Consider the following 13,398-nt stretch of genomic DNA (forward strand, 5'->3'; position numbering starts at 1 on the left):
AAAACAATAAAGCAATATTGGTATGGTTTTACGCAATTGATCGAGAGATTTGCATCCGTTTTCATACTATACTTGGATTCAGAACCGCTAATAAGCGCCAATCGGAGGTGGCGACAGAGAGAAAGGCGGTATACAATCGAGGGAGCTGGACAGAGGATGGCTGTTGTAATGAAAGAACACATAAAAAATGCTGCAGATCGTGTGTATCGTTATATGACGGAAAGCAGATCGACCGACTGGGGTATGAACATTAATGAATGGGATTGGGTTCCAGGTGTAGGTACGATCGCACTGTTGCATTATTATGAGAAAACGGGCAATCAAGATGTGCTGGACTATTTAACCGGGTGGGTCAAACGAAATCAAGAAAAAGCAGGTCGTACAAAAGTTATCAATTCGATGGCACCATTTGCTATCTTTCCAAGACTGTATGAACTAACCAAAGAAACGTATTATCTGGATCAAGCCAAACAAATATCCCAGTGGATGGTGCAAGAGGCTCCACGTACACGCGAGGGAGCATTTGAGCATACTGTCACCGAGAAAGACAGCTTCCCTGAGCAAGTATGGGCAGATACAATATTTATGGCTGTTCTGCTGTTAGCTCGCACGGCGAAATTAACCAAGGATGCAGATCTTGCAGAACAGGTACTGGAGCAGGTCAGCTTGCATCTGCGTTTACTGCAAGATGAGGAGACAGGCGTTTTGTTCCACGGATGGAACTGTGTACAAGAGAACCATTTATCCGCAGCCAGATGGACGCGAGCGAATGCCTGGGTTTGTGTGGCGGTGCCTGAAATTTTGAAAGAAATTTCTGAACTCATCACCATACCGGCAGAGATCGGGGCAAGCTACAAGCGTATGATTGACGGTTTGATTGGTTATCAAAGCGGCAATGGTTTGTGGCACACCGTTATGGATCGTGCAGACTTTTACCAAGAGACGTCAGGTAGTGCGGGCATTGCTTGCGGAATTATACTGGCTATTCGCACTGGACTCCTGGATGAGACCTATCACACACACGTAACAAGCGCATTACACGGTGTATTGGGGAATATTAATACGGCCGGGGAAGTAAACAGCGTTTCCGGAGGCACACCGATTATGCCGACAATCGAGGCGTATCAAGGCATTGAGCGAATACCGACCTTGTATGGTCAAGGACTCGTTCTGATGCTGCTGGCAGAGTGCTTCGGTCTTGAGTAAATTTAAGTTATTTCTAGTTCTGGAGGGTTAGGCATGAATGTACAAACTTCCGCGTCATCTACGACCGGCCCCCGAAAACGCTCACTTCTGCGAAGCATGTACCGCTATCGCAGGTTATATGTGCTCGCGCTTCCCGGCATTATTTATTTTCTCTTATTTCACTACGTACCTATGTGGGGCGTGTTGATCGCGTTTCAAGACTACAGTCCTTTCCAAGGATTTCTCAAAAGCGATTGGGTCGGGTTCAAACATTTTGTGGACTTTTTCCAAGGGGACAATTTTCTAAGGCTCTTGGGAAATACGTTAATGATCAATTTAATGAAGCTTGTCTTTTTCTTCCCGGCACCGATTGTGTTGGCGCTTTTGCTCAATGAGTTGCGGAATGCACTGTACAAAAGGTTTGTGCAAACGATTGTCTATCTGCCTCACTTCTTGTCGTGGGTCATCGTCATCGGGATTTACTCGCTGATGTTCTCCTCAACCGGTTTTGTCAATGAACTTGTGGTTATGTTCGGAGGAACGGCTAAGAAATGGATGATGATGCCGGAGCTGTTTCAGATCACCATCGTGCTTCAAAACATCTGGAAGGAAACGGGCTGGGGTACAATCATTTTCCTTGCTGCGCTGAGCAGTGTATCGCCTGAGATGTATGAGGCTGCAGTGATGGATGGCGCGAGCCGTTGGCGCCAGCTGTGGAATATCACGCTTCCATCGATCCGTCCGACGATCATCATGCTGCTATTGCTGCAGTTGGGTCATATTCTTAACGTGGGCTTCGAGCAAATATTCTTGATGCTGAACCCGCTCGTACTGGATGTAGGGGACGTATTCGCCACTTATGTGTACCGGGAAGGTATTCTCCAAGGGGACTTCAGCTTTGCCTCGGCGGCCGGGTTGTTCAACTCTTTGGTAGGACTCATCCTGATTCTAAGTGCTAATAAACTAACCAAAAAACTAGGCGAAGAAGGGCTTTTCTAGAGAGGTGAAACCATGAGATTCAAACGAACATTTGGCGAGGTCCTATTTGACCGTTTCAACTATGTACTGCTTGCACTTGTATCGGCTGCCATGCTGCTGCCATTCGTCAATGTATTAGCTTCATCGCTCTCGAGCGGGGTCGAACTGAGCAGAGGCGGTTTAGTGCTCTGGCCACGCGGTTGGACGCTGGAAGCCTATCACTATATTTTCAAGCAAGGGGATTTAATCCAGGCATTAAGTATAACCGTGTTTATCACGGTTGTTGGAACAGCGTTAAACCTGGTCATCACGTTTACGCTTGCGTACGCATTATCCAAATCGCAGCTGCCATTTCGCAATCCGATTCTCATGCTCGTATTTTTTACGACGCTATTCAGCGGTGGGATGATTCCAACATTTATTCTAATCAAAAGCTTAGGTTTACTTGACAGCTTATGGTCGCTGATCATTCCTGGAGCGGCAAGCGCATTCAATGTCATCATCGTGAAATCGTTCATGCAGAACATTCCAGATAGTCTTGAGGAGTCGGCAACGATCGACGGCTGTACGGAGTACGGTACCTTCTTCCGCATCGTGCTGCCGGTGTCTATGCCTATCATCGCGACGATGATCCTGTTCTACGCAGTTGGCCATTGGAACGAATTTTTCCATGCCATTCTATATATCAATAACCCGGATAAATGGCCAATGCAAGTATTCCTGCGCCAGGTGCTCTTGGTCTTGAGTTCGTCGGAGCTCAATGCTTCCATGATCGATCAAAATGATATGATGCAGTTGGCAGAGCCAATCAAAATGGCTATGGTCATTGTCGCTACGCTGCCGATCGTGCTGGTGTACCCGTTCTTGCAGAAGTATTTTGTGAAGGGTGTCATGATCGGTTCCATCAAAGGTTAAGCATCACAAAGATAATCAAATTCGCGATCTATGCTAAGGGGGATTTTGAAAATGAAACAGCTATCTCAGAAAACGATTTATACTTGCTTTACCGTAATTATCGGGGGGGCCCTTATTCTTTCCGGGTGCGGCAAATCAGATACAGCTTCATCGAGCTCAGCTCCCACCAAGAATGCAACCACTACGCCAGCGAAGCCAGTACCGATTACGTTCTCGATGAATGTAAACACCGTGCCTGATGTTGATAACAATGATGGTATTAAATGGTTGAATGAAAAGTTTAACATGGACCTTAAATTTACACCGATTCCTAACTCGAACTTCCAGGAAAAGTTTAATGCGATGGTGGCATCGGGTGAGATGCCTGATGTGTTTACATATAACTATGATGCAACCGCAGTCAGGTTGATAAAGCAGGGAGCTGTAGCTCCGCTGGATGAGTACATTTCTAAATATCCGAACTTGAAGTATACGAAGCTTCACTATGACAATATCAGCTATAACGGCAAGGTGTACGGTATCCCGATTGCCCGTTCACTCCTGTCTGCGCCAAATGCACCGCTGATTCGCCAGGATTGGCTGGATAAGCTGAAAATGCCAGTGCCGAAGACATTGGATGAGCTTTATGCCACGATGCAGGCCATGACGAACAACGACCCTGATGGCAACGGCAAAAAGGATACGTACGGTCTTCAACTTGGTGAAATTACTGGACGTATCGGTGATTTCAACGGTCGGGAATTCTGGGGAGCGAGCGATTTGCTTTACAGCTTTGGTCTCGATGGCTCTGGTTGGGTGCTTAAGGACGGTCAACTTGCCATGAACGAAACACTCCCTGAGTACAAAACCTACCTGGACTGGCTGAAAAAAGCTGTTAGCGAAGGTCTAGTCGATCCGGATTTCGCCTTGAACAAAGCGAATCAGGCGCAGGATAAATTCTTCAAAAATGGTAAAGGCGGGATTACATTTGACTTCGTTTCGGTCATTCGTAACTTTACGACTACCGTTCCTAAGACTACGCMGGGCGCTAAGCTAACGGCCTTTGAACCACCTGTAGGTCCTACTGGTAAAAGTGGCGTTGTATCCGGACCAGGTAACGTCGGCGCCATCTTTATCAGCTCTGCAGCTGCCAAAGATGCGAATAAATTGAAAACGATTCTGCAATGGCTCGACTATGGTCCTTCCAAAGATAACGGCTATGTCGTAGCGGGAACACAGAAATTCAACAAGCTGCAAAACTTCGGTTTGGATGGTGTTACGTTCAAGACGAACCCTGACGGAAACGTCGAAGTGACGGACAAGGATAAGTTGGCTAAGCTTGGTGGCGGATACATTCTACCGACACAAGCGCTGCCAAGTCCGGAAAATACGAACTACACGAAAGATTCGGATGATCCAGAAACGTTGAAACTGGAAATTGCAGCAAATGATATTTTGATCAAACATCTAAAAGCGAGCCCAATTGCCGGACTTCAATCCACTACGGAACAAAGCACACCAGACTTGTATATGGAACTTGTAAAGGCGAAAGTTAAATATGTCATGGGCCAACTTAGCTCATCTGAATGGGATCAAGTGTTGAAATCATTTATGGACAAAAATGGAACCAAAGTAGTGCAAGAATATAACGAAGCGCTTAAAAATGCTAAAAAGTAAGACATCTCCCCCGGTGAAACGGGGGATTTTTTCCAGCTAACTTTTGTAAAGGAAGGGCAAGACACATGATGAACTCATCGATCAGACAGTTGTGTAGCGATATTGTGCAAAAGCAGTGGAACAATTTTGATATTCAGAAGCTCGCACTCAAAACGAGAAGAGGCCCGGCGTACAATTACCATACGAACATACGCAACGCCGAGGTTCATATGATTCGCGAATCGTTTTACTTTGCTTTATCGCTGCTGGACCGTCAGGCTGAAGGTGATACCGAGCTTGCAGCTGGAATCATTGGACGTTTGCTTGATTTCCAAGAACTAGATCGCAAACAGTCCAATTATGGGATTTGGCCCTATTATATGGAAGAACCCATCGCGGATATGGCCTCGCCAGATCGCAACTGGGCTGACTTTTGCGGAAAAGCGTTAATTCAAGCTTACGTAGATCATGCGGATAAATTGCCACAAGAACTGCTTACCCGAATAAGGACTTCACTGGAGGCGGCAGCAGTGTTAATTATGCAACGCAATGTGATGCCTTCTTATACGAATATTTGCATCATGGGTACCTATGTGTCGTTGCTTGCTGGCGAATTACTCGGGAATATGGAACTGTTCACTTATGGACGGAGCAAATTGGAGCTATTGCATGAATATTGTACGTTTCACGGCGCATTCACGGAATATAACAGCCCGACATATACCGTTGTCGCCATTGAGGATTTATCGCTCATGCTCAGACATATCCGTGATGCTGCGAGTCTGAACATGATTGAAGAACTGCATGACATGGCTTGGGCTTCCATTGCCGAGCATTATCATAGTGCTACCCGCCAGTGGGCTGGACCGCACAGTCGATCCTACGAAACGCTGCAAGGGAAAGGGCTGCTCTCATTTCTACAACTTGCAGGGCAAGGTCGACTTCAATTCCTAGAGGAGAATGAATTGGAGATTAGCGCGTTATGGGCACGTGTGGGGCTGAATATGCCCGAAGCGTTTGTAGCGTACTTCAAGACAGGACGTGCAGCTTCATTCACGGAGAAAGTGATTGTAAAGGGAGCAGCACCTGTTATTGCATCGTCATACCTAACACCTGCTTTTGCGCTGGGCTCCTTCAATCATTGCGATCTATGGAACCAACGCAGACCGTTGACGGCGTATTGGGGAGAAGCGGAACAGGCTACGAGTTTGCGCTTCCGCTGTCTTCACGACCAATACGATTTCAGCTCCGGCCTGTTGCACACGATCCAGCACCGAGGCCATCTGTTAGGCATTGCTCGGTTCTGCTCGGATCATGGTGACAAGCACTTTGTACTGGATCCGATTCAAGGAACCATACATGCGTCATCCCTGCTGTTCCGTTTCGAGTTTGGCGGAGACCGCAGTGGGCTGATGCTGCCGGATCAAGTGGATGTAGGGAAACCGTTGCTGATTCGTACGCCTCATGTGAAGATCGGACTCATGCTTCATGAGTGCCGCTTCGGAACGTACACCCCGCATGTTCGACTAACAGAAGATGACGCCACGACCTCATTGGAGATTGTTATGTATGAGGGTGAGGGCAAGGATTTGGCGCTTACCGAGCTAATTGAAGCCCATGTGTTGTTCGGTTTAGTTATCGAAAGCGCAGATTGTCCAGACGATGAATGGCTAGCCAAGCTCGCTGGCATGAAAGCGGTGAACCGTGATGGACGGTTACAGCTTACTTATGAAGATGCAGGTAAGAAACTGAATTTGGAGGCACCGACTGGTGTATGGCCATTCCGCCAATCCATGCTAGAGGCAGTGGGAAGCAAGGAATTGAAGATCGAAGCAGGTGCTCCGATCTGGTCAGTGTGAAAGGAGGAGCGGGTTGCCGCTCCCTCCAGAAACGAAATGTAAGCGCAACCAAAACAATATGGGAGGTCAATTATGCAGAAAAGTTCCTTGCGAAACAAAAGCGTACGGTGGTATTCGCTCGCTCTGGCGGGGCTGCTGTCAGCCGCATCCTTCTGTCCGGTGGTGACAGCTGCCGATAGTGCGGCGATGACACCAGATACCCCAATCTACTACGACAGGGTTGATAACGTATACCCAGACTTAGCTAAAAGCGAAACGATGTTGAGCTTTTTTCAGCAAAATCTGATTGCCAATCAGCAGCCTGATGGCCGATTTGATAATTACCCGCAAAAAGTATATGTCTCGGGCAGCAATCTGACTGCGGGGAATATTACAGATAATTATGGATTTGAAAAGGGTGCTTCCAGTGTGCCGCAAGGCTGGAGCCTGACGGATGGCGCTAGTGGAACACCCAATCAGGTGAATGTGACTTGGGAGCAGGATACATCTGTCGCATTGGAAGGCAGCGGTTATACCAAAATGGACGCGCAATCTTCGGGCAGCGCTGCTCTTGTTCAGCAAATAAGCAATCCGGTTCATGTGATGGTTGACTATACGGCACCTGCCGATGTGACAGTTACACCAGGCAGTTTGATGATTTTAAGCGCATTCTATAAGGCTGAACAGCTGGTAACATCGGCACTGGGACAGGGCATTTACGCGAAAGTGACGTTCTTGGACAATAACGGTCAAGCGATTGGTACGCCTTCTGTGTTCACTGGTGCAAGCGGTGCGGCAGGCTGGCAAGAAATTCGAGGACTTGTGACCGTTCCCTCGCAGCAGCCAGCTCGTATCGTCGTGCAAGCCGGGATGGATGATAGCAAGGGAACTGTGCTTTGGGATGGAATCCGTTTAATGCGCGTTGATACTTCGGCTGGCAGCGACCAGATTCCTTATGCGACCAAAGGCACGGCAGCTGTTCCTAATGCCGGGTTCGAGACTACAGCATCTTGGACGGCTGTTAAGGAAAACGGTGCTTCGACCATTACGGTATCAGGGACGGGTGGATACAGTGGAAAAGGTGGGCAGATCGTAACGTCATCAACCTCAGCGGTCGCTCTACTAAGCAACACGCTGTCCGCGTCAGGCAATGGTACACGGCAATTCGGCGGTGATTATCGTATTTTTAATGTGAAATATAAGACGGAACAGGGATTTGCCGCATCCGATGAGCAGGGTGTGGAAGCACGTCTCGTTTATCTCGATCAAAATAAACAGCAGATCGGCAGCACGAGCTTTTACGGCGCTCCGACAGCAGGGCAGTGGGGCGAGATCAATGGTATTTTCGATACACCATATCCCGTATATTATGTGCGGATCGAATTGCGCAGCAATCATGCCCAAGGCACTGTGACATTCGACAATGTCTCATATATCGGTGTTGACCAACAAGCTAGCAGTACAGAAGCTGGACTCGGAACGCTCGGATTGCTTGCTTTTAATTGGGGGCACACCGGAAAGACCGATGACTTGCTCGCGAAGCGGACACGTGATGGACTTGATTTTTATCTGAAAAATAGAATCATGACCATCGATAACATCGCGAACGCATCTAAATTGATGCCTGGCCAGAACAACAGCGGAGCGGCTTACCTGCCCTATAGCGTAAGTGGCGCAACTACAGGCGCGGACTACCCGACGACTGCCTTTGGCCTGCATAATTTGGCAACGGCCATTCAATATGGAGAGGGCTTGTTTACGGAACAGCAAATGGCGGATGCCAAAGCGAAGGCGTTATCGATGTGGACATGGCTCACACGGGTGTCTCAATTCAATACCCAGCAATCGATGAATCAATCGCTCGTTGCCTTGCTCGGCGGCATTCAAATAGCCAACTTGCTTCATGATGACAATTTGAAAAAGGAAATTCGTGATTACTACGCCATTGGCATCGACGGTACTAACCTTCCGTTAACATCAGGCGGAGTGCGTAAGGCGGCACGCCAAAATATAGATGGTTATAACATTTTTTATGAAGTAAACGGCTTTGATGTGAGTTATGCCGGTGTTTCGTTAAGTGATCTTGCAGGGATCCTGCAGGTGCTTCCCGATGGAGATACAGCATATAGCGATGTGAAGACGCTGCTACATCAAGATGGTCTGGAAATGGCAAGTTATTTTAATGTCAGAATGGCAGCTGACGGTTGGATATTTGCGGGTTCGCGCCATAACGAAGGCGGCAGCTCTGCCTATAATATGGGGAACTTTTCAGGACTCTCGTACTGGGGGCATGAGCTGCAGGCGGATCTTGGGCGCTTTCTGATCAAATCGTTCTCTTCACCGATAATGACTTACGGCGATACGGCGAACTTAGGACATATCGCGGTTCACGGACCGCTGCAAATGTATGAAACGATGGAGCACTATCCATGGGATCGCACGCAACAGCAGAAGCTTGAAACGAACAGTCTGCGAAAAGGAGACGTGTCGGCTTATTTTAAAACAGATGGCAGACAGCCGCTCAATATTTCCGTTTCGGGTACAGATTTCATGGAGAGTCTGTACGATACCGGCAGAAGCGATCCTGATAAACCGGGCTTCCCGAAAATCGATCGCGTGAATGGTTGGTACGTAAAGGCGGCAGATGGAAGCAGACAGTATGACGACGTGAAGCAGCTTACGACCAATCAAGTGCTCCCCAATTATTTTGTTCGGCAAGACGATGGAGCGAGCACTAATGGGCTCAACACGACGAAGCAATACTATATCACGGACGGGAAATCGTTATATAACGTGCTGGCTGTTCGATTTGGCTCCACACAAAGCTATCTATCGCTTGGTGAATTGATAGGGCTCCCCTACATGTCCGTTCCGAACCGATTGTATGCGCCAGGGACCACTGAGCTTGATCGAATTCGTATAAACGGCCTCTATGGCACGGATGGTACGCCGCTTCTTGACTTGACCAAAGATGCTGGCACCATAACAAGCCCAGCATTCGTTGCCGGATCAGCTAGAGTTACAGGCTTCCCGATGCTGAAAGCGGAGAACGCACCTGCCGGTGGCGCAGCCAAGCCGACATGGCTGTCAATTGCCGATGAAGGTGCATTAAGCGCAGGGTTTGTCACAACACCAGGTAAAATTATGGACGATTTGTATTCTAAAGCGCTGTGGGACCCGACAAATGTCCGTTCATCTGCGAATAATGGCAGTATTGTGCAGTTTGCAAACAGTGACAAGATTACGGTTCAAGTGACGGATAGCACGCTCGCCACAACGTATCAAGAAGGAGATTGGGTATACTTCGTCAGCAAAATAGAGCCAAATGCAGGTGCAACTGGGTTTACTGTGAAATCCGTTGCGAAATACGATGGACGAACAGATGTTCTTGGCTCGCTGACCGTTGAAGACGAAGGCATGAAACTCGTGTTGCACGATGGGCATTCCTTATTTATTGATAAAGCCGGAAAAACTGCTCTGATCGACGGCCATGCCGTACAAGGATCCGACTTATCACGATTACGCCAGCAGTTAGGCGCTACACAGGGAGGCGATCCGTTGCATTTTCCTTATGCCTTGGACTTGAATAACGATGGACAAATCAATACCGCCGATTTGGGGCAGCTTGGTTATTACATGCGGCCAACGAAGAATCAGCCTTAAGGAGGGTGAACAATGATAAAATGGAAAAAATCACATATTGCTGTAGCTCTGCTTGTCACTTTGACCGCAGCCTCCTTCGGGATAGTGCCGAGTCCCGCAGCAGCCGCTACAGTTGTGGGGATGGATGAAAATTTCAACTCGCTGCAGTCAGGGAACTTCTCGGCCACTAATTGGACACCGACCCTTACACCGGATGGATCCATTCAGGTTGTCTCTAACGGCGGAGATCTGTCGAATCAGAGTGTGCGACTTGAAAAAACAACTACAGCAGCTGCAGCTAATCTTACATTGGACCGAAAGAATTTGTCCGTAACGGGGAAAGCCGTCGTTAGTTACCGACTTAAGTCAGACGAAACGAGTGGAACGAAGTCGGCGCCATATATCTATGGCTCTACCACAAGTAACAATATGATCAGTCTATCTATTTCGGGTACGAATATTAACGCCTATAATGGAGCAACGAGCAGCTCAATTTTGTCAGGGTTTCAAGCAAATCGGTGGTATCATGTCCAGTTTATTCTAGATACCGCTACGAAAAAGTATGACGCATATATAGACGGCGTAAAGAAGGCGGCTGGATTTGCCTTCCGGGATACAACCGCAAGCACGGATACACTGAAACTCGTCCGCTTTTCCCTGGACAAAGCACAGAAAGGAACGATCCAATTTGATGATTTATTCGTGGATCAACTCCCAGATTCGATCGTTATGGAGCCCGACTATCATTTGACGGTGAATGCCGCTCATAGCTCGCAAGTTACAGCGAATTACAGCGATTATACGTTAAATGTGTCGGATAAAGCCTTTTACCGTTCATCCAATCCAGCGGTGGCGGCCGTTGATGATCAAGGCAACGTCACAGGAATTAGTCTGGGGACGGCTATCATTACCTCCTCTATTGGAGATGTGACCGCTTCGACGACGGTTACGGTTTCTACCGCTCCTGTGCTGAACGAAGTTCAGCTTGATCAAACCAATTATGTTTTGGAGGAAGGCGAACAGCAAATTTCGGTACTCACTGCCGTTTATTCAGATGGAGCGAGAATCGCGAACGGACTGCCAGGCGTTTCGTTTGTATCGAGCGACCCGATGGTTGCTTCTGTCGATGCCAGCAGTGGCAAAATGAGTGCGCTTCATTATGGCACATCGGTGTTGACAGCCACGTACGGGAATAAAAGCGCTACAGCAACGGTGACGGTTCTACCAATCCTTCAAGAGCTTGTCTCATTGTCTCCAGGAGTTGGTGGGATGGATCTTATTGTAGGCGGTACGGCCAGAAGTATTACACAAGCTGTTTATTCGGACGGCTATATAACCGATATTGGCAACTCTGCGAGATACACTTCGGATCATCCGACCGTGGTGGTGGTGGATGCTTCTGGTAACGTGCTTGCTATTTCAACTGGGCAATCCGTCGTAACCGTGACGTACGGCACCAAAAGCGTCGGATTTCCAGTTCGAGTCTCTTCCATCCAGCTGGACAGTAGGGCATATACATTAAAGAATGGGGCGACGCACGCGACCACGGTCAGCTTAGTCAGGCCGGATGGGAGTCCTGTCGACGTAACCGGACAGTCGTCCTTCCAAGCGGCAGACCCTTCGATAGTTAAGGTTGATGCCGATGGGAAAGTAACCGCGCTGCGCAGCGGTACGACGACAGTGACAGCCAATTATGCAGGAGCGGAGGTGTCTGCTATTGTCACTGTACAGGGCGATGTCGCTGCTTCCGAATTCACGCTTCAGACAGCCGCTTCGAAGGATACATTTACCGTGAAAATTATGGCTGGAAGTGATGCGATTCATGGAGCCTTAGGTCCCATTTATTCGGCGCAAGCGGAATTCGGTTATGATCCTGCCGAATTGCAGTTGCTTAGTATGGAGTCGGAAATGTTCGCAGGGACTGGCAATTCGCTGTCTATGACGGACAGTGTGTATGAGATCGCTGGGCAGCCCTCTGGCTTTCAAAGCATAATAACGCCAGAAAGCGGACGTATTTTGTATGCCGCAACAAGAATAGGCGACGTGGATGATGTCAATTCGGTTTCGGCAGCTGCTGCAAGTGAAGTTGTGACACTTGTCTTTCATCTGACGCATCCAGGCTTAGTTGCTCATTTACAGGTGGGCAATATGAGCGTTGGTACGTTGGTTAATGATAGCATCATTCAAGTGAGCCCAAGTCTGATTAGCGCTGAAGTCAAGCGCGATACAACGAAACCTGTTTGGCCAGAGCATAGTCAAGTAACAGCAGGGCAAGTGAGTACGAACAGTGCTCAACTAAGTTGGAGCAGCGCAACGGATGAAATTGAAGTTAGCGGCTATCGGATTTATAACGGCAGCCGATTGGTCGCTTCCGTTCCTGCTTCAGCAAGCACGTATCAAGTGACCAATTTGCAGTCTGCCACTTCGTATACGTTTGCCATCGAAGCAGGAAATGCTGCTGGCAACTGGACCAATGACGGGCCTGTCGTTACCGTGAGAACAGGTGGTACAGAAACACCGCCACCTACGCCATCACCAGACCAACCGGTGAAACAGCCTGAAATACCCGAGAAACCAAAGCAACCAGATCCATCAACACCAATCCTACCCGGCGCAGGCGCTTCCGGATCATCGAAATTTAAGGATGTCACCCCAAGCTTCGATTGGGCAGTGAAAGCTATTGATTCCCTTACCGAGAAGGGGATTATTCAAGGCACGTCGGCTGCTTCATTTGAGCCCGGTAATCAAGTCTCACGTGCTGATGTGATCACGTTGCTGGTAAGAGCACTTCATTTGAGCGCCGACTTCCAAGGTAATTTTAACGATGTTAGTCAGGGAAATTATTACTATCAATCTCTCGGAATTGCCAAGGAGCTTGGCATCATGTCCGGTACGGGTAATAATGAAGCGATGCCAACGCAAGCGATCACCAGAGAAGATTTGATGGTGCTGTGCGTCAGATCGTTGAATGCAAGCGGCAAGTTAAACATCCAATACAATGAATCGGTGCTCAACGATTATGTGGATAGTGCCAGCATTTCCGCTTATGCGAGAAGCAGTGTAGCTGCACTGATCCAACTTGGCATCGTAGAAGGTGACGGGAAAGGACTAAACCCTCGGGGAACGGCATCCCGAGCCGAAATGGCCGTTATTTTATTCAAGCTTTTAGAAAAAATGTCGATCACAACAAAATAACACGTTCATG

Annotated in this window: 7 protein-coding genes; all 7 read left to right on the forward strand. The window is 48.3% G+C overall.

The window, feature by feature from the left end:
* Nucleotides 1-168: 168 nt before the first annotated feature.
* Entirely contained in the window at nt 169-1,206 is a 1,038-nt protein-coding gene (locus AB4114_RS13440) for a glycoside hydrolase family 88/105 protein (RefSeq protein WP_441988913.1), read from the forward strand.
* 33 nt (nt 1,207-1,239) lie between these two features.
* Nucleotides 1,240-2,184, forward strand: coding sequence for an ABC transporter permease (locus AB4114_RS13445; protein WP_441988914.1), 945 nt, complete (start codon nt 1,240-1,242; stop codon nt 2,182-2,184).
* 12 nt (nt 2,185-2,196) lie between these two features.
* The gene (locus AB4114_RS13450) at nt 2,197-3,078 is read left to right on the forward strand and encodes a carbohydrate ABC transporter permease (RefSeq protein ID WP_441988915.1); all 882 of its coding nucleotides are present in this window, start codon (nt 2,197-2,199) and stop codon (nt 3,076-3,078) included.
* 51 nt (nt 3,079-3,129) lie between these two features.
* Nucleotides 3,130-4,734: an extracellular solute-binding protein gene (locus AB4114_RS13455; RefSeq protein ID WP_441988916.1), complete on the forward strand. Its 1,605-nt coding sequence runs from the start codon at nt 3,130-3,132 to the stop codon at nt 4,732-4,734.
* Nucleotides 4,735-4,799: 65 nt separating this feature from the next.
* Nucleotides 4,800-6,572 carry a hypothetical protein gene (locus AB4114_RS13460; RefSeq protein WP_441988917.1) on the forward strand — a complete coding sequence of 591 codons (1,773 nt, stop codon included), beginning with the start codon at nt 4,800-4,802 and terminating at the stop codon, nt 6,570-6,572.
* A gap of 72 nt (nt 6,573-6,644) precedes the next feature.
* Entirely contained in the window at nt 6,645-10,214 is a 3,570-nt protein-coding gene (locus AB4114_RS13465; protein ID WP_441988918.1) for a hypothetical protein, read from the forward strand.
* Between the two features lie 12 nt (nt 10,215-10,226).
* Entirely contained in the window at nt 10,227-13,388 is a 3,162-nt protein-coding gene (locus tag AB4114_RS13470) for an S-layer homology domain-containing protein (RefSeq protein ID WP_441988919.1), read from the forward strand.
* Nucleotides 13,389-13,398 lie beyond the last annotated feature (10 nt).

The organism is Paenibacillus sp. 2RAB27, assembly GCF_052115445.1.
In the GTDB taxonomy this organism is placed as follows: Bacteria; Bacillota; Bacilli; order Paenibacillales; family NBRC-103111; genus Paenibacillus_E.

Excerpts from the sequence above, each read along its gene's own strand:
- AB4114_RS13440 (WP_441988913.1), top strand. The coding sequence starts at position 169 with ATGAAAGAACACATAAAAAATGCTGCAGATCGTGTGTATCGTTATATG.
- AB4114_RS13450 (WP_441988915.1), top strand. The coding sequence starts at position 2,197 with ATGAGATTCAAACGAACATTTGGCGAGGTCCTATTTGACCGTTTCAAC.
- AB4114_RS13445 (WP_441988914.1), top strand. The coding sequence starts at position 1,240 with ATGAATGTACAAACTTCCGCGTCATCTACGACCGGCCCCCGAAAACGC.
- AB4114_RS13470 (WP_441988919.1), top strand. The coding sequence starts at position 10,227 with ATGATAAAATGGAAAAAATCACATATTGCTGTAGCTCTGCTTGTCACT.
- AB4114_RS13460 (WP_441988917.1), top strand. The coding sequence starts at position 4,800 with ATGATGAACTCATCGATCAGACAGTTGTGTAGCGATATTGTGCAAAAG.
- AB4114_RS13465 (WP_441988918.1), top strand. The coding sequence starts at position 6,645 with ATGCAGAAAAGTTCCTTGCGAAACAAAAGCGTACGGTGGTATTCGCTC.